Source organism: Streptomyces sp. CA-210063, assembly GCF_024612015.1.
In the GTDB taxonomy this organism is placed as follows: Bacteria; Actinomycetota; Actinomycetes; order Streptomycetales; family Streptomycetaceae; genus Streptomyces.
Map to the genome: position 1 here is coordinate 10,402,299 of NZ_CP102512.1, position 22,812 is coordinate 10,425,110.

23 protein-coding genes and 2 pseudogenes are annotated in these 22,812 nt (G+C 70.3%); 12 read left to right on the plus strand and 13 right to left on the minus strand.

The features are described from left to right. Positions 1-369: 369 nt before the first annotated feature. From JIX56_RS45325 to JIX56_RS45350, 6 genes are read right to left on the minus strand one after another with little or no spacing between them, the layout of a single operon-like run. Complete coding sequence (locus JIX56_RS45325) at positions 370-1,413, minus strand: LLM class flavin-dependent oxidoreductase (protein ID WP_257549990.1); 1,044 nt, start codon at positions 1,411-1,413, stop codon at positions 370-372. Next, complete coding sequence (locus JIX56_RS45330; RefSeq protein WP_257549992.1) at positions 1,410-1,628, minus strand: tautomerase family protein; 219 nt, start codon at positions 1,626-1,628, stop codon at positions 1,410-1,412. The genes JIX56_RS45325 and JIX56_RS45330 overlap by 4 nt, the downstream gene beginning before the upstream one ends. Position 1,629: 1 nt before the next feature. Next, positions 1,630-3,117 carry an aldehyde dehydrogenase gene (locus JIX56_RS45335; RefSeq protein WP_257549994.1) on the minus strand — a complete coding sequence of 496 codons (1,488 nt, stop codon included), beginning with the start codon at positions 3,115-3,117 and terminating at the stop codon, positions 1,630-1,632. Continuing rightward, positions 3,110-3,841, minus strand: coding sequence for an alpha/beta fold hydrolase (locus JIX56_RS45340; protein ID WP_257549996.1), 732 nt, complete (start codon positions 3,839-3,841; stop codon positions 3,110-3,112). Before JIX56_RS45340 ends, JIX56_RS45335 begins: the two co-directional genes overlap by 8 nt. Positions 3,842-3,847: 6 nt before the next feature. Next, on the minus strand, positions 3,848-4,399 hold the full coding sequence (locus JIX56_RS45345; protein ID WP_257549998.1) for an amino acid synthesis family protein: 552 nt from the start codon (positions 4,397-4,399) through the stop codon (positions 3,848-3,850). Then, on the minus strand, positions 4,396-5,022 hold the full coding sequence (locus tag JIX56_RS45350; protein WP_257550000.1) for an amino acid synthesis family protein: 627 nt from the start codon (positions 5,020-5,022) through the stop codon (positions 4,396-4,398). The genes JIX56_RS45345 and JIX56_RS45350 overlap by 4 nt, the downstream gene beginning before the upstream one ends. A 241-nt stretch (positions 5,023-5,263) precedes the next feature. On the opposite strand from JIX56_RS45350, the gene JIX56_RS45355 reads away from it, so the two are divergent. From JIX56_RS45355 to JIX56_RS45380, 6 genes and pseudogenes are all read left to right on the plus strand, one after another. Beyond that, positions 5,264-6,889 carry a BCCT family transporter gene (locus tag JIX56_RS45355; protein WP_257550001.1) on the plus strand — a complete coding sequence of 542 codons (1,626 nt, stop codon included), beginning with the start codon at positions 5,264-5,266 and terminating at the stop codon, positions 6,887-6,889. Next, positions 6,876-7,301, plus strand: a complete 426-nt coding sequence (locus JIX56_RS45360; RefSeq protein WP_257550003.1) for an ester cyclase — start codon at positions 6,876-6,878, stop codon at positions 7,299-7,301. Before JIX56_RS45355 ends, JIX56_RS45360 begins: the two co-directional genes overlap by 14 nt. A 26-nt stretch (positions 7,302-7,327) precedes the next feature. Beyond that, the gene (locus tag JIX56_RS45365; protein WP_257550005.1) at positions 7,328-7,831 is read left to right on the plus strand and encodes a flavin reductase family protein; all 504 of its coding nucleotides are present in this window, start codon (positions 7,328-7,330) and stop codon (positions 7,829-7,831) included. Between the two features lie 97 nt (positions 7,832-7,928). Continuing rightward, positions 7,929-8,597, plus strand: a complete 669-nt coding sequence (locus JIX56_RS45370; RefSeq protein ID WP_257550007.1) for a GntR family transcriptional regulator — start codon at positions 7,929-7,931, stop codon at positions 8,595-8,597. Positions 8,598-8,690: 93 nt separating this feature from the next. After that, positions 8,691-8,831, plus strand: a pseudogene (locus JIX56_RS45375) (DNA-binding response regulator); the annotation flags it as partial. Positions 8,832-9,103: 272 nt separating this feature from the next. Further along, on the plus strand, positions 9,104-9,820 hold the full coding sequence (locus JIX56_RS45380) for a polysaccharide deacetylase family protein (RefSeq protein ID WP_257550009.1): 717 nt from the start codon (positions 9,104-9,106) through the stop codon (positions 9,818-9,820). A 513-nt stretch (positions 9,821-10,333) separates the two neighbouring features. Here the strand turns inward: JIX56_RS45380 and JIX56_RS45385 are convergent. Beyond that, positions 10,334-11,242 carry a squalene/phytoene synthase family protein gene (locus JIX56_RS45385; RefSeq protein ID WP_257550011.1) on the minus strand — a complete coding sequence of 303 codons (909 nt, stop codon included), beginning with the start codon at positions 11,240-11,242 and terminating at the stop codon, positions 10,334-10,336. An 87-nt stretch (positions 11,243-11,329) separates the two neighbouring features. Further along, positions 11,330-11,707: a nuclear transport factor 2 family protein gene (locus JIX56_RS45390; protein WP_257551492.1), complete on the minus strand. Its 378-nt coding sequence runs from the start codon at positions 11,705-11,707 to the stop codon at positions 11,330-11,332. Between JIX56_RS45390 and JIX56_RS45395 the strand changes: the two are divergent. The 6 genes and pseudogenes from JIX56_RS45395 to JIX56_RS45420 all read left to right on the plus strand — a co-directional run. Continuing rightward, a pseudogene (locus tag JIX56_RS45395) lies at positions 11,679-12,089 on the plus strand (HAD-IA family hydrolase); the annotation flags it as partial. The gene JIX56_RS45390 and the pseudogene JIX56_RS45395 overlap by 29 nt on opposite strands. 73 nt (positions 12,090-12,162) lie before the next feature. Further along, positions 12,163-12,660 carry a DUF2975 domain-containing protein gene (locus JIX56_RS45400; protein WP_257550013.1) on the plus strand — a complete coding sequence of 166 codons (498 nt, stop codon included), beginning with the start codon at positions 12,163-12,165 and terminating at the stop codon, positions 12,658-12,660. Continuing rightward, on the plus strand, positions 12,660-12,881 hold the full coding sequence (locus JIX56_RS45405; protein ID WP_257550015.1) for a helix-turn-helix domain-containing protein: 222 nt from the start codon (positions 12,660-12,662) through the stop codon (positions 12,879-12,881). Before JIX56_RS45400 ends, JIX56_RS45405 begins: the two co-directional genes overlap by 1 nt. Positions 12,882-12,980: 99 nt before the next feature. Continuing rightward, the gene (locus tag JIX56_RS45410) at positions 12,981-13,529 is read left to right on the plus strand and encodes an HAD domain-containing protein (RefSeq protein ID WP_257550017.1); all 549 of its coding nucleotides are present in this window, start codon (positions 12,981-12,983) and stop codon (positions 13,527-13,529) included. 254 nt (positions 13,530-13,783) lie between these two features. After that, entirely contained in the window at positions 13,784-15,043 is a 1,260-nt protein-coding gene (locus JIX56_RS45415) for a peptidase dimerization domain-containing protein (RefSeq protein WP_257550019.1), read from the plus strand. Positions 15,044-15,225: 182 nt separating this feature from the next. After that, positions 15,226-16,266, plus strand: coding sequence for an endonuclease/exonuclease/phosphatase family protein (locus JIX56_RS45420; RefSeq protein WP_257550021.1), 1,041 nt, complete (start codon positions 15,226-15,228; stop codon positions 16,264-16,266). A gap of 68 nt (positions 16,267-16,334) precedes the next feature. Here JIX56_RS45420 and JIX56_RS45425 read toward each other — a convergent pair whose 3' ends face one another. The 5 genes from JIX56_RS45425 to JIX56_RS45445 all read right to left on the minus strand — a co-directional run bounded on the left by JIX56_RS45425 (position 16,335) and on the right by JIX56_RS45445 (position 22,807). After that, positions 16,335-17,054, minus strand: a complete 720-nt coding sequence (locus tag JIX56_RS45425; protein WP_257550023.1) for a DinB family protein — start codon at positions 17,052-17,054, stop codon at positions 16,335-16,337. A 123-nt stretch (positions 17,055-17,177) separates the two neighbouring features. Then, positions 17,178-17,981, minus strand: a complete 804-nt coding sequence (locus tag JIX56_RS45430) for a family 3 encapsulin nanocompartment shell protein (RefSeq protein WP_257550025.1) — start codon at positions 17,979-17,981, stop codon at positions 17,178-17,180. 79 nt (positions 17,982-18,060) lie between these two features. Beyond that, positions 18,061-18,765 (minus strand): sulfotransferase family protein, encoded by a 705-nt coding sequence (locus tag JIX56_RS45435; RefSeq protein WP_257550027.1) that lies wholly within the window; start codon positions 18,763-18,765, stop codon positions 18,061-18,063. 35 nt (positions 18,766-18,800) lie between these two features. Beyond that, entirely contained in the window at positions 18,801-19,784 is a 984-nt protein-coding gene (locus JIX56_RS45440; protein WP_257550029.1) for an aldo/keto reductase, read from the minus strand. Between the two features lie 14 nt (positions 19,785-19,798). Beyond that, positions 19,799-22,807: a non-ribosomal peptide synthetase gene (locus tag JIX56_RS45445; RefSeq protein WP_257550031.1), complete on the minus strand. Its 3,009-nt coding sequence runs from the start codon at positions 22,805-22,807 to the stop codon at positions 19,799-19,801. Positions 22,808-22,812 lie beyond the last annotated feature (5 nt).

The following is a 22,812-nucleotide window of genomic DNA, read 5'->3' on the forward strand; positions in this document are numbered from 1 at the left end:
CGGCTCCACGTGCTGTACCGGCCAGCGGCGGCTGATTCCGGAGCCCTGCCCGTTCGGGCTCCTGAGGCAATTTCTACAAGGCGGCCGCTCTGCTGAACAGGTTCGTCGTAGAGCACTTCATGACCGAACGTGCCCGTTTCCTGAAGTCCGCAGACCCTGGACGATGCGGCGGACGGGCTCCGGTCGCGGGCGGCCGCTGCCCGCTCGCCTGCCGTGCGTGCCCGTTCGCTGCCCGTTTACCGGCCCGGAGTCCAGGACGTGTGCGGGGTTGTCCTTCGCCGGCCGTGGTCAGCGAGCCGCCGTGGAGGGTGCCTACGGCAGCGCCCTGGTCGAGGACTCGACCAGGGCGCTGCCGACCGAACTGGTCACTCACTGGAAGGCCGGGATGACTTCCTTGATGAACAGCTCCAGGGACTTGCGCTTCTCCTCGTGCGACATGCTGTTGTCGATCCAGAAGCTGTACTCGTCGACGCCGAGCTCCTCGTAGGAACGCAGCCGCTCGATGACCTCGGCCGGGGTGCCGATCATCGCGGTCCTGTGCAGCGACTCCGGCTGGAACTCCGGACGGCCTTCGAACTTCGACTCCGGGCTGGGCGGCAGGAACCCGTTCCGCGGGGTGGTCCTGTTGCCGAACCAGGCGTCGAAGGTGCGGTAGAAGCGGTTGATCGCCTCCGCGGCCGGCCGCCAGCCGTCGGGGTCGTCGGGGGAGTGGACATGCGTGTGCCGCAGCACCATCAGGTCGGGGCGCGGCACCTCCGGATGGTTCGCCACCGCCGTGTCGAACTTCCGTTTGAGGTCGACGACCTCCTCGTCGCCCTTCATCAACGGGGTGACCATGACGTTGCAGCCCTGCGCCACCGCGAAGTCGTGGGAGGCGGGGTCGCGAGCGGCGATCCACATGGGCGGGGTGGGCTGCTGCACCGGCTTGGGCACACTGGTCGAGGTCGGGAACCGCCAGATCTCGCCGTCGTGGGCGTAGTCGCCCTGCCAGAGCGCCCGGACGGCCGGCACCAGCTCACGCAGGTGCTTTCCGCCGTCGGCGGCCGGCAGCCCGTCCGCCAGCCGGTCGAACTCGAACTGGTAGGCGCCCCGGGCGAGTCCGACCTCCATCCGGCCGTCGCTGATGACATCGAGCAGCGCGCATTCACCGGCGACCCTGAGCGGGTGCCAGAACGGGGCGATGATGGTCCCCGCGCCCAGGCGGATGGTCGAGGTCCTCGCGGCCAGATGGGCGAGCAGCGGCATCGGGCTGGGGGAGATCGTGTACTCCATCGCGTGGTGCTCCCCGATCCACACGGTGCCGAACCCGCCGGCCTCGGCCATCAGGGCCAGCTCGGAGAGGTTCTCGAAGAGCTGCCGGTGACTGACCTCCTCGTCCCAGCGCTCCATGTGCGCGAACAACGAAAACCTCATGACTGCTCCTCCGCTTGTGCCGTGGCGGCGTCCATCTCGGTGAGGGTGACGTCACCGGTGGCCCAGTGCGTCCGGGGGACCTCGTGGACGACGACCCGGATGTACTCGGGCCGCGTGTTCACGGTGCGCAGGACCGCTGCGTGCACCTCGTGCATCAAGTCCCGGATCTGCGCCGGGGTGCGGCCCTCGGCGAGGGTGATGGCGACCTGTGGCATGTCAGCTCCGCATCGTGAAGGGGTCGGCCACGGGCTCCTCGCTCGTGTTGATCCAGACACTCTTGAGCCGCGTGTACTCCCGAATCGTCTCGGTGCCGTGCTCGACGCCGACGCCGCTGGTCTTGAAGCCCTGGCGTGGTGACATCGGCGACATGGCCCGGTAGGTGTTGACCCACACGGTCCCGGCATCCAGGCGCGCCGCCATTCGGTGCGCCCGTGCGAGGTTCGTCGTCCACACGCCGGCCGCGAGTCCGTACTCGGTGTCGTTCGCCAGGCGGACGACCTCCTCCTCGGTGTCGAACGGCATGACCGCCAGGACGGGGCCGAAGATCTCCTCGCGTACGACGCGCATGGTGTTGTCGACGTCCACGAGGACGGTCGGCTCGTAGAACCAGCCGCCGAGGCCGCCGTCGGTGGCCCGTCCGCCGGTCAGCACCCGGGCGCCTTCGTCGCGTCCGAGGTCGACGTACCCGGCCACCTTGTCGCGCTGGCCTTCGAAGGCCAGCGGGCCGAGCTCGGTCTTGTCGTCCAGGGGGTCGCCGATGACGATGGTCCTGGCGCGTTCCGTGACCCGCTCGAGGAGTTCGTCGTAGACGGACCTGTGCGCGAACACCCGGCTGCCGGCGATGCAGGTCTGTCCGGCGGCGGCGAAGATGCCGGCGACGACGCCCATCGCCGCGTTCGGGATGTTCGCGTCCTCGAACACGATGTTGGGTGACTTGCCGCCGAGTTCGAGCGTGGAGCCGATGAAGCGGCTCGCCGTCGCGGCGGCGATGCGTGCCCCGGTGGCGGTGCTGCCGGTGAAGGAGATCTTCGCGAGGTCGCGGTGGTCGACCAGGGCCTGCCCGGCCTCGGCGCCGAACCCGGTGACGACGTTCACCGCACCCGGCGGGAAGCCCGCTTCGAGCGCCAGCTCGGCGAGCTTGAGCACCGTCGCCGACGTGTACTCCGAGGGCTTGATCACCACGGTGTTGCCGGCGCAGAGCGCGGGCGCCAGTTTGCTGCTGGTCAACGTCAGCGGGGAGTTCCAGGGCGTGATCGCTCCGACCACACCGAGGGGCTCCCGGGCCGTGTAGTTGAGTACCTGCCGGTCGGAGGTGGGGATGAAGTCGCCGTGGATCTTGTCGGCCAGTCCGGCGTAGTAGTGGTAGTACTCCGGCAAGGTGGCCAGCTGCCCGCGCATCTCGCGCAGCAGTTTGCCGTTGTCCCGCGTCTCCATGCGGGCCAGGTCCTCGGCGTTCTCGGCGATCAGATCCCCGAGGCGGCGCAGCAGGTGGCCGCGTCGCGTCTGGCTGAGGTCGCGCCAGCGCGGGTCCTCGAACGCCTTCCTCGCGGCGGCCACGGCTTGGTCGATGTCGGCGGCGTCCCCGCGCGCGGCCTGATAGAGGACCTCGCGTGTGGCCGGGTTGGTGCTCTCGAAGTACGCGCCCGACGCGGGCTCGACCCACGCCCCGCCGATGAAGTGCCGCAACGTGGTGAGGTCAGACATGTGCGCACTCTCCGATGAAGGTGGTGAGGGAGTCGACGAACGCCTCGGGGCGCTCGACGGGCAGCATGTGACGCGCCTGGGGGATGACCACCGCACGGCAGTCGGGAAGCGCCGCGGCGAGCCGGTGGGTCATCTCGGGGGTGGACCCGGGATCGTTCTCGCCGGTCATCGCCAGCGCGCGTACGGCGATGGCGGCCAGGTGCGGGGCGAGGCCGGCGTCCGCTGTGGCGAACACGCGATAGCAGTTGAGGAACGACCCGACGTCGTTGGAGAGCAGCGTGGCCTCGGTGCGGGTCACCCGGTCGGGGCCGACATCGGTGCCGGCGTACCACCGCTTCAGGGACGCGGTCGCACTCGCCGTGAAGTCGGCCTCCGCGGTGCGCAGCCGGTCGAGTACGGACGCCCGCTCCTCGGCCGTACGCTCGCACACCGAACTGACCGAGGTCAGCGTGGCCACCAGCCGCGGGTGGTGCAGCGCCACATGCTGGGCGACCAGGGCGCCCAGCGAGAATCCGACCAGGTGCGAGCCCGCCGGAATCTCCCCGACCACCCCGTCGGCCAGATCTGCGAGGGTCACCCCGTCGCCCACCGGCGGGCGAGTGCCGTGACCCGGCAGGTCGGGGGCGATCACGGTGAAGCGGTCGGCCAGGAGCGCGGCGGCCGGCTCCCACATGGTGTGGTCGAGCCCGACGCCGTGCAGCAGCACCACGGTCGGCTTGCTCATGAGTACCTACTGCTCGGTCGAGAGCGGTGCCAGACGCTGCTGGGGGCGCCCCTGGGCGGCCGCGGCAAGCGCGATGACGATCTCGTTCGGGTGGGGAGCGTCGCTGACCCGGACCTCGATGCTCTGGTGGTGCGAACGGATCGTGGCGTCGGTGATGTGCTTCAGCGGGATGTCGAACACAACACCGGCGGGCCCGCGCTTCTCGACGGCGGGCAGCAGGGTGGTGGCGCTCGCGGCCTTGCGGAAGTGGTCGCCGAACTTGAGCGTGTGGATCAGCGCCGAGCCGTGCTCGATCTCGCCGTCCAGGCCGACGATGGCAGCCTTGCCGTACGCTTCCACGGGAGCCCCGAGTGCGTCGAGGACCGCCGGGGCCAGCAGCGCGCCGAGGTCGGAGGCGTTCGCCTCGATGCCCGGAGCGAGGTCCTCCACGAAGCCCTGACCGGCCCAGGGGTTCTCGATCACCGCGGCTACGACGGCGATCCGGGCCGGGCGCTCGAGTCCGCGGCCGCCCTCGGTGCGGATCTCCTCGACGACGGTCACGATCTTGCGGACGCTCATGAGGGAACAACCTCCAGGGTTTCGGTGGTGACGACGGGGTCGGTCATGCGGTCCCCGATACGGGGGTGCGGGCGCGGTCCCGTCGACGCGGCCGCGATGACGACGATCTCGTCCGCACGCGGGGCGTCGGAAACGCGGGCGCTGATGGTCTGGTAGTGACTGCGCGTCGAGGCCCGTGTCTTGTGCCAGAGCGGGACGATCAGCGTCTCGCCGGCCTCGGCCCGGGTGTCGGCGAAACAGATGATCGACTCGCCCTGGAGGAACTCCCTCACCAGATTGCCGAAGTACGGAGTGTGGATGAGTGCTCCGGCGTGCTCGATCTCGCCCGCCGCGCCGACGACGGCCGCCTTGCCGAACGACTCGATCTCGTCCACACCGCCCAGCGAAGCGATGAGCCGATCGGTCAGCAACCTGGCGAGCACCGGGGCGATGCGACCCTGCTCCGAGGCCAGATCGGCCGATGGACCGGTGCCCACCCACGGGTTCCGTATGACCGCGGCGACGCTGGCTCGTCGCGCCGGCCGCGCGGGTGCCTCGCCCGCCTCGGTCAGAACGACGTCGCGGTAGAGCACGAGTTTGCGGAGACCGATGCTCTCGTCAGGATGATCCAGGCACTCTTGCATGGCACAGGACGATAAATGCCGTCTCTTCGGTCGGTCAAGGGGTCGAGTGGAAGGGCTCGCCCATAGTCCACCGGCCCCCTATCAGGGCCGGAAACAAGCCCTTAACCTGCGGTTACTGGTGACACTCCAGGTCGGAACGCGATTCCGTACCTCGAGCCCTTGACGCTCCATCTGTGACGTGCCTTACTGCTGCTTGTATGCCAGATCAGGTGGCCGTCGGCCCCCGGACCCAAGGAGTTCCATGTCCAGTCACCTGGGAACGGACGCGGAGATGACGCCCGCGACGCCGTCCGGGAGCAGCGGGGAAGGCACCACGGACGGCACCAGGGCCGGCCGCGACGGCGGTGGCAGGCTCGGTTCCGTTTTTTGGACCTCGCTCGGTATCTCCGCCGTCTTCGTAGCCTGGGCGGTGCTCTTCACGGACAACCTGAACAAGGTCACGAACACCTCGCTGAACTGGGTCACGGCCACGTTCGGCTGGTCCTACCTGGTGGTCACGCTCGCCATCCTGGTCTTCCTGGTGTTCCTGGCCTTCAGCCCCGCCGGCGACATCCGACTGGGCAAGGACAGCGACCGTCCCGAGTTCTCGACGCCGACCTGGTTCGCCATGATCCTCAGCGCGGTCATGGGCATCGGACTCGTCTCGTACGGCGTCGCCGAACCGATCTCCCACCTGGCGACGCCACCGCACGGTCTCGCCGAGCCGAACACGCCGGCGGCAGCGGTGCGCGCCCTCCAGTACTCCTACTTCGACTGGGGCCTGCACGCCTGGGCGATCTTCGCCGTCTTCGGTCTGGCCATCGCGTACTCGACGTTCCGCAAGGGCCGGCGCACCCTCGTGAGCCAACTGTTCGTGCCGCTGCTCGGTGACCGCGTGAACGGGCCGATCGGCAAGGCGATCGACGTGCTCGCCGTGTTCGCGACGCTCTTCGGCACCACGACGTCCCTCGGCCTGGGAGCTCTCCAGGTCAACAACGGCCTCGGCAGATTGTTCGGGATCCCGGTCAACTCGGTGAGCCAGGTGCTCATCATCGCCGCCGTCACCTCGATCTTCACGCTCTCGGCGGTGACCGGGGTCAGCAAGGGCATCAAGTTCCTGAGCCAGGGCAGTTCACTGCTGGCGGTCGCGCTGTTCCTCTTCATGCTGGTGGTCGGCCCGGCCGTGTTCATCGCGAACCTGTACATCGAGTCCGTGGGCCAATGGGCCACCGACTTCTTCCGGATGAGCCTGCAGGGCACCGCGTTCGGCGGGCTCGAGTGGATGCAGTGGTGGACCTACTTCATGATGGCCTGGTGGGTGTCCTGGGGCGCCTTCGTCGGCGTCTTCCTGGCCCGTATCTCGCGTGGCCGCACCATCCGCGGCTTCATCATGGGTGTCCTGGCCGTCCCCAGCGTGGTGTTCTTCACCTGGTTCACGGTCTTCGGCGGCACGGCGATCCACATCGACCTGTTCGAGGACGGCGACATCGCCAAGCAGACCGCCGCCGACATCAACAGCGCGTTCTTCGCGACCCTCGACCACTTCCCGCTCGCCGGGGTCACCTCGGTGATCGCGATCGTCCTGGTCGTGATGTTCTTCGTCTCCGGCGCGGACGCCAACACCTATGTGCTGTCCATGATGACCTCGGACGGATCGCTCACCCCGCGTCGTTCGGTGCTCATCCTCTGGGGCGTCCTCACCGGTGTCACCGCCGTCGTCCTCATGCTCGCCGGCGGACTGAACGCCCTGCAGAACACCGTCATCGTGACGTCCCTGCCGTTCCTCGTGATCATCGCCGGTCTGGCGGTGTCCTTCTGGAAAGAGCTGCGCGCGGACAGAAAAGAGCTGCGCGCGGACACGAAGGAGAAGCTCGATGTCGCACTCTGACGTCCGTCGTGGGCTCATCGAGAAGGTGTGGGCCGCGGCCTGGGGCCAGGGGGACGTCGATGCCCTCGACGCGCTGCTGAGCCCCGCGTACCTCCGCCACGGTGGAGACCCGCACCCGCAGGACCTGAACGCCTTCAAGGCCGCGGTCGTCTCGACCCGAGCCGCCTTTCCGGACCTGGTCACGACCATCGACGACATCGTGGTCGAAGGCGACAGGGCCGCGATCCGCTGGCACAGCGGCGGAACCCATGAGAACTCGTTCCTCGGCGTCCCCTCCACCAAGCGGCGGGTCGAGGTCAGCGGCGCCACGTTCGCCCGCTTCGAGGGGGACCGGATCGTCGAGGAGCACGTGACATGGGATCCCCGGGCGCTGCTCTCGGCGCTGGGCGTCATCCGGGTGGGACAGGACTGACGATCAAGATGACTAGGAGCAGCTCCATGGCCCCGCTTGCCTCCAAGCCCGACCTCGCTGTGATGAAGCAGGTCAACCGGCAGTTCGTCACCGGTGTCACGGTCGTGACCGCGATGGACGGAGAGACCCCCAGAGGGCTGGCCGTCAACGCGTTCTCGAGCATCTCGCTCGACCCGGCCACCGTGATGGTGTGCGTCCAGCGCACCTCGTCCACCCACGACTGCCTGTTCCGGGCGGACCACCTCGCGATCAACATCCTGTCCACGGACCAACTCGACGTTGTCGCTACGTTCGCAAGCAAGGCCGACGACAAGTTCAAGGACGTGGAATGGGAGAGCGGCCCGTTCGGCAGCCCGCTGATCGCCCGGAGCAGCGCGCAGATGGAGGTCGAGATCCGCGAGCGCCTGCAGGCCAGTACCCACACGGTGTTCATCTGCCGAGTGGTGCACGCCGCGGTCGCCGACAACCATCCGATGGTCTACAGCGCGGGTAAGTTCTTCGACGGCGGCGCGCTCGCGCCGCTGGGATGACCGGCGGGCGGCTGGGGAGACGGAGGAGGGTTCGGTGAATCGCGCACAGAGCGAACCGAAGCGGGGGTCCACCCGGCCAGAGGCTGGGGGAGGGTCGATGCAGGCCAGGGTGATCGCCGAAATGCGCCGGCGGATCATCAAGGGAGACATCGTGCCCGGGGCTCCGCTCTCGGAGTTCGCCCTCGCGGAGGAGTTCGGCGTCAGCCGTACGCCGGTACGCGAAGCCCTCAAGCAGCTGCAGACCGAAGGGCTGGTGGAGATCCGGCCCCGCGTCGGGACGTTCGTCACCACCCCCTCCCGCCGCGAGATCACGGAACTCTTCGAGATGAAGGAACTCCTCGAGGGCGCGGCCGCCCGCCTCCTCGCCCGGCGCGGCCGCGTCGCGGAGATCGACATGCTCGAGCGGAACCTGCGCGAGGCCGATGCGGCGGTCGAGCGGGACGACCGGGAGCGGTACGCGGAGTTGGTCCAGGAGTTCCACGACCTGCTCATAGCCGGTGCCGACAACAGCAAGTTGGAGGCCCACTACCGGATGCTGATGAATCAGCTGGCCTACCCCCGGCTGGTCAACACGTCACTGAGCCAGCCGGGCCGCGCCACGCAGTCGGACCGTGAGCACCACCTCGTCCTGGAGCTGATCCTGGAGAAGGACGGCGACAGCGCCGAGCACGTGATGCGTGAACACGTCAGGGCAAGCCGGCGCGCGCTGCTGGCCGGGCTGCCCATCGGCGGTTCGAACGAGGGGTTCGGCAGGGCGGGTTCCTGAAACCGGGCCCACGATGGACGGGCCCGGGACAGCCTGGGCACGGGCAGGTGCGGTAGGCCGCCGTACAGATGGGCTGTCAGCCGAGGCTGAGGACGGCCCGGACCGGCACTGTTATCCGAAGCGGTCCGCGCCGCCATGGCGGGCGACGTCCTCATCGGCCCATCCATCACCGTACGACTGCTGCGCCGCCTCACCCCCCCGCGTCGGCGACACCACCGGCCGCCAAAACCGGACTGACCACGGTCAGCGCGGTTGATTTTCGAAGCGCCCGGGCGAGTACATCGCCCGGGCGAGTTCGTCGTCCGGGCGGTACTCATCGGTGCTGGGCCGCCCGGAACCGCGAAGTCGGAGATGGCCACGGAGCCCCTCCGAGCTGCGAGCGACTCCGGATTCTCCCGAAACCGTAGGGAAAGCGCCGAACGCACGTACATCCAAGCCCGCGTCGAGTGCGTCTTACAGGAAGTCCACTGCCTGCAAGGGAAGTTCACGGCTCCTGGAGGATCCTGATGCACCGACGCATCGTCAACTCGGCCATCATCGCCGCCCTTTGCGGCACCACGCTGGCCGGTACCGCCACGTCCGCCTCTGCCGCACCCCCGGCCGTCGACTGCCGCAAGGTCAAGTGCGTCGCCCTCACCTTCGACGACGGGCCCGTCGCCGACACCCAGCGGCTGCTGCGCCTCCTGAACGACCGGAGCGTCAGAGCGACCTTCTACGTAGTCGGCACGAACGTCCAGAGGAACCCGTCAACGGTGAGTGCCGCGGCACTCGCCGGCCACCAGATAGGCAACCACAGCTGGGACCACGCCAACCTGACCAAGCTCAGCGCCGCGAAGGTCAAGTCGCAGCTCTCCCGCACGGACACGGCGATCAAGCAGGTGACCGGCAAGAAGCCGACCACCTTCCGCGCCCCCTACGGCGCCCACAACGCGACCGTCCGCACGGCTGCCGGGCGACCGCTGGTGCACTGGAGCGTCGACACCCTCGACTGGAAGCACCGCGACACCGCCCGGATCATCAAGACCGTCAATACGCAGACCAAGCCCGGGGACATCGTCCTCCTGCACGACATCCACAAGACGACGGTCGACGCCGTGCCGGGCATCATCAAGGCCCTCAAAGCACGCGGCTTCCACTTCGTGACCGTCGACCAGCTCTTCGCACCGAGCAAGCTGCCCACCGGGAAGGTCACCTACCACAACCGCGCCGCCTACCGACCGTGACCAGGGCCGTAGCGAGCAGGAGGCGTTGGAGCACCTGGCCGCTCTGAGTGTTCTCCCCCGGTGGATCGATCCCCGGCGCCGCCACGGGTGAACAGGTCGGGCAGGCTGAGCAGGGCCACGATCAGCACCACCGCGTGTCGAGCACCCAGGGATGCCGGCGGTCCGGCAGCTGCCGTCGGTGCTGTCCGTGTGCGGCATGCGGCCCAGGACCGGATGCCAGGCGGCGTCGAACCCCGGGGACACGGCGGGAGCGCCGTCCCCGGGGAGGGAGGTCTGCGCGGCGGCCGCGCGGCACGGACCCATGGCCACGACCACCCAGCCGGCGAAGACCGCGAGCCCCTGCCCGGGCGAGAGTACGAGAGACCGCGGCCGCCTGCCCCCGACGGCCTCACCCCGTCGGAAACCGCCCAGGCATCACCGCCCAAGCACCACCGCCCAAGCATCAGCGCCGAGGCATCAGCGCCGAGGCATCAGCGCCGAGGACACCCGCACCCGCGCCCCGCGACTGGCGGTTCAGCGTTCCGTGCGCGCCTTCCGGCGAGCACCCAGCAGCACCCGCAGCGTGCTCACCACCGGCGGAGACGCCGAGCCGCGCAGCAAACGGGCACCACGCGTGAGCGCCGCGTCCGCGGTCAGCAGCTCGATCTCGACGACGGCGTCCAGCAACGCCCCGCTGGGGTTGGCGGTCAGCGCCGGCAGTTCCCGGGCGGCCCGCAAGGAGGCACGTGCCGCCTCGATCTGATGCTCCACCAACTCCCGTACACGCGCCGACTCGCGGCCCTCCGCGAGATCCTCCACCGTGGCGGAGAAGCGCTCCAACGTCTCCGCCGGGATGCCCAGGCGCCCTTCGGGAATGTCCTCGGCAAGGTCGTTGACGAAGTCCAGCCGCTGGCTGCCGTCGATGAACGTCCGGCATCCCGAGCGGAACTGCCCGTCGTCGCTCTCCGGTCCCAGCAACGACGCGACCAGCAGGAAAGCGGGCAGCGAGTAGGCATCCACATAGGCCTGGTAGTCGGCCTCCGTGGCGAAGCCGGCGAACTCCAACTCGGCGGTGGCGGTGGACAAGTACGCCTCCACGACCTCCCGAAGCCGCGGATACGCCTCCGCCGTATTCAGCAGCGTGCGGATCAACGGATCGTCGCTCACCCCGGCGTCCAGCGCCTTACGCACGTCCTGCTCCCACGACGCCCACGCCGAGGCCCGCCGTGCCTTCGGGCCGCTGTCCAGGAGGTTGTCGCCGTGGTGCATCACCGCCGTCGCCGCCACGACGTGGGGCAACACCGGCCGCGGCAACAACAGCCGAGCCGCGAGGTACGGAGCACGCCGGAACCGCGCCACCAGCTTCCGTTGGGTGTCGTAGTCCCTCCGCAGCTCCGGCTCGCGGATACCCGCGGCGTCCAGGCTCTGATTCCACGCGCTCATGCGCTGATCGTAGAACGCCGAGGTGCCGCCGCTGCCGCCGCACCAGGTTCGGGAGCTGCTGGGCCGGGGAGACCGCCGCCCGTGCCCTCACGGGGCGCATGCCATGGCGATCGACAGGCTGTTCTCGTAGAGGTGGTGTCGAGTGATCCGGCCACCCTCCATCGTGAGGCGCAGCGCGAACGGCCCTTCGAAGGATTTCCCCGTCGCGCGTACCGTCCCCGACAGATGCCCCGTCAGGACGGCGTCGGTGCCGTCGACGAGGAGGGTGTCGACGGAGGCACGCGCGTCCTCGGGCACGGTGTACTCCATCAACTCCGTGAACTGCGCGGCACATTCGACGCCGGTGGACCGCGGGCGGATCCACGGGACGCCGGGGTTCTCGGCGAGCAGCCAGTCGACCTCGTCGGCGAACAGCGACGAACTCGACCTGGAAGCCGCACGCCTCGCCGAACGGTTCCCGCTGATCGGACTCTCCCACGCGAGCCGGACGGCGCTGCTGGGACTCAACGCCCACGCCGGACTGCGCCGGCACCAGGCCCTGTCCGCCGAAGACGTCCGGACCTACAAACCGGACCCGGCCGTCTACCGGCTCGCCGGCACCGTCTCCGGGCGGCCGCCGGAGCGCCTGCTGATGGTCGCCGCCCACGCCTGGGACCTGCCCGGCGCACGGCGCCTCGGCCTGCGCACGGCCTACGTCGCCCGCCCCGTCGGGGACGCGCCCAGCTCCACGCACCGCTGCGACCTGCACACCGCCGACCTGACCGACCTGACCGACCGACTGACCATGCCGCAGGGCTGTCCGGCTGATCACCCCGTGGCACTCCCTCTTGCCGGAGCTCTTGTCTGAGCTCTTGCCTGCCCTTGCCTGGGCTATCGACTTTCGATAGATTCCTATCGTTGATCGGTCTGAGGAGGGTGTGATGGGGAAGCTGACGGTGCTGGCGCTGCGTGCCGTGGTCGCCGTGCTGTTCGCCGGTTCGGTGTTCGCGCAGGCGGTGATGGTGCCGTTGCTGGCCGTGGATCTGGATGATCTCGGCCGGGACGCGGCCCATGTGCGCACTCCGGTGCTCGTGATCGTGGTCCTGGGAGTGGTGACGGTCCAGGTCGTCCTGGTCTGTGTGTGGCGGCTGGTGACGATGGTCCGGCGTGACACGGTGTTCTCCCACGCCGCCTTCCGGTATGTGCACGTCGTGATCGGCGCGATGGTGGCGGCCGCGGCCCTGGTGTTCACGCTCGGCGTGGTCCTGGCGCCCGGCGAGGCCGTGCCACCGGGCGTCGTGCTTCTGCTGGGCGGGGTCACCCTGGCGGTTCTCGGGATGGCGCTCATCGTGCTCGTGCTGCGGATGCTGCTCGCCCAGGCCGTCACACGTGACATCGAGGCGACGCGGATGCGGGCCGAGCTGGCCGAGGTGATCTGATGCCGATCGCCGTCGACATAGACGTGATGCTCGCCAAGAGGAAGATGTCCGTGGGCGAACTCGCGGAACGGGTCGGGATCACGCCCGCCAACCTGGCGGTCCTCAAGAACGGCCGCGCCAAGGCGGTCCGCTTCACGACCCTCGCCGCGCTCTGCGAAGTGCTCGAATGCCAGCCGGGAGACCTGCTGCGCTGGGAGGCAGGCGACTCCGAGGACGGATGACACCCGGCGGCCCGGGCGGCCGACGGTCGAGCGTCTGACAGTGCCGCACTGGAACACAACGCGGCTGCTTGCCCGAGGAGGAGCCGATAGCGTGCGGACATGACGAATGGTGCGGAGCGGCCGCTGCTCTTCCTGGATGTCGACGGAACGCTCCTGCCCTACGGAGGAGGACGGCTCCCGTCTATCCCTGAAGGCTGGGACGGCTGGCAGGACACGTCGAATCCCCAGCTGGCGAAGATCGACCTCGCTCACGGTCCGCGTCTGCTGCGGTTGCCCTGCGACCTGGTGTGGGCCACCGCATGGATGGAGGACGCCAACGAGGTGATCGCTCCGCTGCTCGGGCTGCCGGCGCTTCCGGTGGCGGTCCTGCCGGAGGAGGACGTGACCGGCGCCCTGCACTGGAAGACCCGAGCCCTCGTCCAGGCGGCGGCCGGGCGCCCCTTCATCTGGGTCGACGACGAGATCACCGGTCCCGACCGCGCCTGGGTGTCAGCGCATCATCGGGGGCCGGCCCTCCTCCACCGCGTCGATTCCGGGACCGGCCTCACCGAAGCGGACTTCGCCGTACTCCACGACTGGCTCACCTACGACGGCCAGATCACCACACCGCCCCGCACCACCAATGGCTCGGCCCGGCCCTCCTCGTAGAACCGGGTCCAGCCCAGCCCGACGCCGCCGTCCGGACGTCGGTGAACATCGCCGGCCGACTGGTCGGAGCCCACGCCCCGGCCCCGAGGACCCGCTTACGCAGCAGGGCAGAGACGGCCGTGGCCCAACGCGGCTCTCCTCGCACGCCCTTCCTCCCGTCCTCTGTCCTCCGTCCTCACGGGTGGTGTCGGCCGCCCCTTCGGTGAAACCCGGAGCCCGACGAAGACAGGTCCGCAGCACGTCCGGGAGGCCACATGTCCCCTGTCCCCGACGCCCTGTACCGGCGGGTCCGCGAGGAGGTCGCCGACCGGGCCGAGGCGTTGTGGCAGGTCGCGTCGGCGCTGCACGCCGACCCGGAGTACGCGTTCGCCGAGCGGCGGGCGGCCGCGCTGCTGACGGGCGAACTGCGCCGGGCCGGTTTCGATGTGAGCGAGGGCGTGGCGGGGATGCCGACGGCCTTCGTGGCGCGCTCGGGTGCGGAGCGGCCCGCGGTGGCGTTGCTGCTGGAGTACGACGCCCTGCCGGGGCTGGGCCATGCCTGCGGCCACAACCTGATCGCCGCCGCAGGCCTGGGCGCCGCGCTCGCCGCCCGTACGGCGCTGGACGGGAACGCCGGATCGGTGCTGGACGGGAGCGCCGGATCGGTGCTGGACGGGAGCGCCGGATCGGTGCTGGACGGGAGCGCCGGATCGGTGCTGGCCGTGGGTACGCCGGCCGAGGAGGGGGGCGGCGGAAAGGCACTGGAGGTGGAGGCGGGCGTCTTCGACGATGTCGACGCCGCGCTCATGTTCCATCCGGGCGTGTACGACTGGGTGCGTGCCCCGCTGACGGCTCAGGAGCAGTACCGGGTCGCCTTCCACGGGCGCGCCGCCCATCCCACGGGCAACCCCACCGAGGGCATCGACGCGCTCGCGGCCCTCGTCGAGCTGTTCAACGTGCTGGCCGCACTCGGCCGCCGACTGCCGGCGGCCTCCCACATCCAGGGCATCATCACCCACGGGGGAGAGGCCACGAACATCGTCCCCGCGTACGCGGAGGGGCGGTTCGGGCTGCGCGCGGCCACCACCGAGCAACTGGACGACCTGGCCGGACGCCTGGCCACCTGTGCCGCGGGCGTGGCCCAGGCGACCGGCACGACCGTGAACGTCGAGCGGGCGACGATCCGTTACGAGCACTTCCGCGACAGCGGGACGCTGTCCGAGCGCTTCGCCGCCCACCTGGAGCGCGCGGGTATCCGGCCGACCCCGCCCGCTCACGGCGTGTACCTCGGATCGTCCGACATCGGCAACGTCAGCGCCCGCGTTCCGGCCATCCACCCCTTCGTCGCGATCATGGACGAGGACGGCTCCGACCACACGCCCGAGTTCGCCGCGGCCGCGGTCTCCGCCCGGGCGCGCCGGGTGCTCCCTGTGGTCACGGAGGCGCTGGCATGCACGGCGATCGACGTCCTGCGCGACGCGGACCTGCGGGAGCGGGCCTGGAACGCGCACGACCGGAGCACCACCGGGCGCTGACGGACGCCACACCGAGGCCCGCTCCCCGGCTTTCGTCCGCAAACCGGCCGCGGGTCCGGTGGATCGACAGGTCCGCCCCCATGACCTTCTTGATCGGCCCGGCAACCGCACGTACCTCTCCTGACGTCCCCTCTCGGGAGTCGCGGATGATCTCCGCGTGTACCTTTCCGACTGGAGGATCGATGACGGACACGGCCGTCGGCACCCCCGCACCCCCGACGGGGCGACGGGCGAACGGCAGGGGCGCCCGACGCGGACGGACGTGGGGACTGCTGGGCTGCGGCGCCCTTCTCGCCGTGCCGGCCGCCCTGCTCGTCGTACGGCTGACCGGGCTGGACGCGGGAACACCGCTCGCCGTTCCCGTGGTGCTCTTCCCCTACGGCGCGGTTCTCAGCGTGCTCTCGCTGGTCACCGTGCTCGCCGTTCCCGCTCTGCGCTCGCGCTGGGCGGTGGTGGCCGTCGGACTTCTCGCGGCCGCTCAAGTCGCCGTGCTGGTACCCCGGTTCCTGCCGGACCAGCGGGATGTCCCGGCACAGGCGGCCGAGTTACGGGTGGCCACCGTCAACGCCCATGTCGGCGAGGTGGACCCCCGAGCGCTGGTGCGGCTGGTCCGGGCCGAACGGATCGACGTACTGGCCGTGCAGGAACTGCCGTCCGCCGGCATCGGCGCGCTCGCCGACGCCGGTCTCGACAGACTGCTGCCCCACCAGGAACTCCGCCCCGAGTACGACACCTCGATCTATTCGAGGATCCCCCTGACCCACGGCGGCCCACTGGACGCCGACACGGCCTGGCCGCAGACCACCGCGGACGTGACGGTCGGCGGACGCACCGTACGGCTGGTGGCCGTCCACACGTACTACCCACTCGGTGACGCGGACCGCTGGACAAGGGACATGACCGCCCTCGCCTCCGTCGCCCGGAACAGCGGACCGGACACCGTCTTCCTGGGGGATTTCAACGCGTCCCTCGACCACGCGCCGATGCGCGAGCTGCTCGCGGCGGGTCTCACGGACATCCACGCCGAACTCGGCCGCGGAGGGGCGCGGACCTGGCCCGCCGGCAAGTCCCTCGTCCCGCCCCTGATCCAGATCGACCACGTCCTGCACGGCCCCGGCCTGGCAGGCGTATCCGTCGCCGAACGGACCGTACCGGGCACCGACCACCGGGCTGTCGTCGCCGCACTGGCACTGCTGCCCCGCACCGGTCCGACCGACGCGTAGCGGGCAGCGAACAGGCAGGCAGGCCGCATCATGGTCCACCGACGAGGGCCGTCGTGGCGTGCCCCGGCCTACCCGGCAGTGGTGGAGCGGGCGCGCCACAGGTCGCGGAGCAGCGCGATCTCGGCCATGTGGTGGATGAATTCGAGGTTGGCCCCCGTCAGTACGGCGATGTACGGGTAATCGGCGTCATTGCTGTACGGGTACCGAGAGAAGCCGACCGTGTCGAGCTGTTCGTCGGTGACGGCTCCGACGCTGTCGCGCCAGCGGTCGACCGACGCCCAGAACCGCTCCAGCGTCAAGGCGGCGGAGGGCGTGAAGTCGACCATCAGCTTCGGATCCCGCCGCCGTTCGCCGAAGGTCCACTCCCATCCGCCCGCGAACTGGAGATGCAGATGCCCCAGCCGCCACGCGATGGTCGTGATCGGCGTCTCGTCGGGCTCCGGCTCACCGGTGTGGGCGAGGACCTCCTCGACCCGCTCGACACTCACGCTCCAGTCCTCGGCGATCTTGGTGACGGACATGCCGCCGGCGGCCTGCCGGGCGACCTCGGCGTACTCACTCGCCGGGATGTCCGGCGCGCCCAGGTCGAGCACCCACTCGCCCGGCCCGAACGCCCTGGGCGTCACCGCCTCGGTCCGGCGCCGGAGCGACCAGCAGCCGGGTACCGGCTCCCACAGGTACTCCTCGTCGCCGAGCCCCGCCAGCCGTACCTGGGCCATCTCCCTGGCCTGGTCGAACTGCTCGAGCAGCAAGCCCAAACGGTCCGTCCGCACACCCTCGATCTCCATGCCGGCTCCCCTCGCGGTCCCATCTCGTAGCTCACTGCGCTCAGCGGAAGTTAACGGCTCACCTCCGGAGGCGCGACCGATTTCCCCGCCCGCCGAAGACGCGGTTCGCCGACGGGAGGCGGCTCAGGCGCGCACCGCGTGGAAGAAGTGCGTCGGCTGCTGTACGGCGACGCTCTCGTAGACCTCGGCGCAGACCGCCGTGCCCGGCCGCTCGAAGACACCGGCCGGGGGCTCCGCGACCTTGATGACCGAGCGGCCGGCCTCCAGGAGCCGTGCGGCCATCGCGAAGTCACCGACCAGCGCTGATCCGGGCGCCACATGCCGGTGGCGGCAGATCATCACCTGCTCGCGGGCGAGGTCGGCGAGCAGGCTGCCGGCGCCCACCAACTCCCCGTAGTAGTCCTGCGGGTTGATCATCAGGGCGTGGCCGGTGCCGCCCTGCTGCTCTATCTCGTTGAAGGCGGCGAGCACTCCGGCGGCGTAGGAGCCGGTGTACGGCAGCGTGGCCACATCCGGGTGGTCCACGACATCCAGGGTCAGGGCGCGGTTCTCCGCCGTGCCGAGGCGGACCATGAGCCGGTGGTCGATGAACTGGGCCAGCGCGTCGGGTTGTCCGACGAGCGCCTCGGGGATCTGTACCCAGGCGGTGATCGGCCGCACTCCATAGGTGGCCGCCTCGAAGCGGTACGCGCTCTCCCGCAGTCCGCCCGAGGCCCTGGGCGCCGCGGGTCGGGTCTCGAACCACGACTGGACGGTCTCCGTCGTGACGCGCTGCTTCTTGAACAGATTGCGGGCGGTCAGCCGCGGCCGGTCCTTCCCGGCCTGGAAGGAGTCGGTGATGGTGAAGTCGAACTGGACCGCGGCCTTGTCCGGGTCCTCGGCAAAGGCCTGGGCGAACTGCTCGCCGCAGGAGGCGGTGGTCGTCATCAGAACGTACGTCCTTGGGATCGGCGTGGGCGTTGGCATGGGAACCGGCGGTGACGTCGTGCTCGGCCGGGAGAGCTGATTAGAGCGCATGTTCGACGAGGCGCTCGTAGTACGGGAGATGGTGCTCGTAGAAGCCGCGCAGCCGTTCGTCGTTGTCGACGGTGACCCTGTACTCCTTCTCCGGAGCGTGGAACCCCGAGCTGGCGATGGCGTCGAGGTGCCAGCGCCGGTTCTGCCGCCACTCGGAGCGCTCTCCGGGCCGCCAGTTCAGCGCCCCGGGGAGGAACGGCAGGCCGACCCGCTCGCAGTACGCCGAGACGACGGCCTCGGGGTCGGCGAGCAGCCGCTCCGCCGTGACGACCACCGGGCGCCGGCCGGTGATCTTCCAGGCCAGCTCGAAGAGGGCGTACTGGTGCTCGTAACCGATCTCGTGGCACGCCAGTTCGGGTTTGACCGCGTGGTGCGAGGCGATGGCGCGGGCCGGATGGCGGACGATGAAGGTGTGCTCGAAGCCGTCGATCTGTTCCGGACGGTCGAAGAGATGCTGGTAGTGGTATTCGAGGGTGTCCTTGAAGAACACGGGCCGGCGGGCGCCGAGCCGCGCGAGGTGGGCGAGCAGTTCACCGGGGGAGCGCAGCGTCGCCGTACCGCCGTCCAGGTCCGGGACGGACACCTCGCCGTGGTCGGTGAGCAGCACCAGCGGTTCGTGTACGACGGTGAGGTCCCCGCGCTCGATCATCATGCGGAGGAAGGCGGTGGAGACCGCTCTCGGGTGCGCCCACATCGCGATCACGGTCGGGCGGGGCGCCGGGGCCCGGCTCACATCGACCACTGCGTCGGCTGCCGGTCCCAGCGGTGCTCGCGCAGCTCCGCCAGCAGCGCCGGGTCGAGCGGGGGAGCACCGGAGACGGCCAGATTGGCGCGTACGTGCTCGGGTTTGCGCATGCCCGGGATGACCGTGCTCACGGCGGGGTGGTGCAGGATGAAGCGGAGCGAGAGCTCGGGCAGGGTGACGCCCTCGGGGAGGATTTTTTTGAGGAGCTCGCAGCGCTCGACGGTCGGAGCGAGGTTCTCCGGGCCGAAGTAGACGGCGCGCCAGTCCTCTTCGGGGAACGTCGTGTCCCGGGTGAGCCGACCGGTGAGGCCGCCCTCGTCGAAGGGGACGCGGGCGATGATGCCGATGTCGTCCCGCAGCGCCCGCTCGAACAGTTCGTCCTCCGGGGCCTGGTCGAAGATGTTGTAGATGACCTGGATGACATCGACGAGCCCGGTGTCGATCGCGCGCAGGCAGTTGGCAGGCTCCCAGCGGTTCACGCTGATGCCGAAGCCCTCGATCACGCCCTCCGCCTTCAGGTCGGAGATCACCCGCTGCCACCGCTCGTCGGCGCTCCAACGGTCCTCCCAGACGTGGAACTGCAGCAGGTCGATACGGTCCGTCCCGAGGTTCTCCAGGCTGCGGTGGACGTATTCCCGGATGTGGCCGGGCGGGAAGACGTCGTCCAGGGTGTCCTGCGGGCCGGGCGGCCACTCACGGTTGAGCGGCGGCACCTTCGTGGCGACGTGGAGGCGCCGGTCCGGGTGCCGGCGCAGCAGGGCGCCGAGCAGTTGCTCGCTCACGCCCCGGCCGTAGATCCACGCCGTGTCGAAGAAGGTGCAGCCCTGCTCGACCGCCAGGTCCAGACAGTCGGGTGCCGTGTCGTAGTCCCAGCCGGTGAAGCCTCCGGGGCCGCCGCCGATGCCCCACATGCCGTAGCCGATCTCGCTGACCCGCCAGCCGAGCCGGCCCATGGTGCGATGGTGCATGTCGTCCTCTCGTTTCAGTGAGTGAGGGTGGTGCGGTAGGCGGCCAGGGCCGCTTCGAGCGGCGGTTCCCGCAAGCCGTGCCGGGCATCGAGCGCCGTACAGGAGTCGCGGGTGAACAGACCGGGGTTGTCGGTCAGCAGCCGCCGGAAGTCCGGTGTGCCGTCGGGCCCGGACGCGGGCAGCATGGTCAGTACGGCGGCCAGCACGGCCGCGGCGGAGCCCTCGTCCTCGTCGGCGGCGGCCCGCAGTGCCGCCATGAACTCCTCGGGCGGCACGGACCGTCCGCCCTCCGCGAGGCCGATCGCGGCGAAGTCCACGCTGCCGTCCCGGAACACATGGTGGACGGCACCCTCGGCGGGCTCCGCGAGCCCGGCCACCAGCCGCGCTGCCGTCTCGTCCACGGGCGTGTAGTCCGACCGCATCGGCACATCGGGCCGCAGACCCAGCCGGAGGAACGCCGACAGCAGCAGATGGGTCAATGCCTTCGGATTCGGTACGCCGTTGTCGGCGGCCGGCATGATCTCGCCGAGCCGGTAGAGGGTCACCGGCGCGCCGAGCCGCCGGGCCGTGAGCACCAACCGCTCGGCGACCCACTTGGAACGGCTGTAGCCGCTCGCCGGCGTGACCGCCTCCGTGGGATCGAAGTCCTCGCCGAGGCGGCCCGTCGTGCGGACCGCCTGCCGGTCGAGCACGCCGAGGGTCGAGACGTGATGCAGTGCCTTGGCCCGCCCGGACAGCGCGAACCGCAGCACCTCCGCCGTGCCGGCGACATTGGCCGGGCGGTGGGCCCGGTAGTCGAGCAGGAAGTTGACGAGCGCCCCGATGTGCAGGACGGCATCGCACTGGGCGGCGTACGCCTCCCAGGCCTCCCGCGTCCAGCCGAACCGGGCCCGGGCGAGGTCGCCGCGCCGGGCGTCGAGCCGCCCGGCCAGGGCCTCGTCCCACAGGCCCTGCGCGCGCAAGGCTTCGATGAGCCGGTGCCTGGCATGCGCGTCGTCGTGGGCCCGCACGACGCACACCACCCGCGCCTCGGTGGCCGTCAGCAGCCGATGGACGGCCCTGGCCCCTACGAAGCCGGTGGCCCCGGTGACCAGGACGGTGCGCGGCGGCACGGCCGGGCGGGTGCGCGCGGCCCGGCGGGCCAGGGCGGCCAGTTCCTCCGGCAGTTCGGCGTCACGCTCCATCAGCGAGGCGTCGTCCGCGGCGGAGGCGTCCGTGGCCCGGCCGTGCACGGCCGCGGCGAGCGCCACCGGTGTGCGGTGCGCGTAGAGGTCGGAGATGCCGACGCGCACGCCGAGCGTCTCCCGGATGCGCAGAGCGGCGGTCAGCGCGTTCAAGGAGTCCCCGCCGTGGTCGAGGAAGTCGTCCCGGACGCCGAAACCGGGCAGGTCGAGCACCGCACCCATGACCCCGGCGATGCGCTCGACGCGGGTGAGCCCGGCATCGCCGCCAGGACCGCTCCCGGTGCCCGCGCCGGACTCGAGTTTCTCCTCCACGATCGTGTGCAGCGCCCCCAGGTCGACCTTGCCGTTGTCGGTGAGCGGCAGCGCCTGCAGGACGAAGCAGTGCTGCGGCACCTGGACGCGTGGCAGCACGGAGGCCAGGTGCTCGCGGAGCGCCACCGGGGTCGTTCCCTCCTCGGCCGCCGCGGCGACGACCAGACGGGTACGGCCGGACCGCCGCAGGGTCAGCGCCTTGGCCTGAACGACCCCGGGACAGGCCTCGGCGGTCGTCTCGATCTCGCCGAGCTCGATCCGTACGCCGTCGACCTGGGCCTGCCGGTCCCGGCGGCCGGCGAAGCGCAGGAGCCCCGAGTCGTCGAACCATCCGAGGTCGCCGGTGCGGTACAGCCGCTCGCCGGGGACGCCGGGGAAGAAGTTGGGGACGAACGCCTCGGCGGTGCGCTCCGGATCGCCGAGGTATCCGGCGCCCAGGCAGGCGCCCCCGATGAGGATCTCCCCGATGCCGTCGGTGTCCGCCCCGTCGATGACGGCGTAACAGTTGTCGATGGGCCGACCGAGCGGGATGCGGTCGCCCTCGGTGCCGTCGACGCGGTGGAAGACCATGCCGATGCTCGCCTCGGAGGGCCCGTACCCGTTGGTGATCCCGAGGCCCGGCACCAGTTCCCTGAGCCGGTGCACGGCGTGCGGGATGATCTCTTCGCCGCCGACCACCAGATGGCGCAGCGAGGCGACCTCGGCGACGTGCGCCGGCTCGGCCTCCAGCAGGGCCACCAGCATGCCGAGGATCGCCGGCACGAAGTCGGTGACGGTCACTCCGTACCGGGCGATGGTCTCCACGGTCCGTTCCAGATCGAGGAACTCACCCTGCTCGGGGATGATCGTGCGGCCGCCCGTCGTCAGCGGCCACAGCAGTTGCCAGATCGCGGAGTCGAAGGTGTGGCGGCTGTTCTGCAGCACCACCTCGTCGCCGGTGGCGCCGAAGTAGCGGGACATGAAACGGAACCGGTTGGTCAGCCCGCCGTGCAGATTGACGGCGCACTTGGGGACGCCGGTGGTGCCGGAGGTGAAGACGCCGTACACCGGATGCCCGGGAGCGGGCCGCCGCCCGGGGCGTTCGGTGCTCGGGGTGAGGGTCCGGTGGGAGACGACACGGGACGGCCTGTCCGTGTGGACGAGGGGCCCGGTGGTCAGTAACAGCGGGGGATCGAGCACCTTCAGAACGCCGCGCAGCCGCTCCTCCGGCCAGGCCGGGTCGCAGGGCACGAACACCGCACCCAGCTTCATCAAGGCGACCATGCACAGCGGGAGTTCCACACTGTTGCCGATCACCAGCGGAACGAAGTCGCCGTCGCGCACGCCGGCCGCCGTCAGTTCCGCGGCGAGCCCGTTGGCGAGCGCGTCGAACTCCGCGTAGGTCAGGGTCGTCTCGGTCTCACCCCGGTGGACGAGGGCAGTACGGCCAGGGGTGCGGTCGGCCTGCTCCTCGATGAGGGTCGCCACCGGACGGTACGGTCCGTGGTCGACCTCCGCGCCGGCGACCTGCCAGTTCGTTTCCGACATATCCT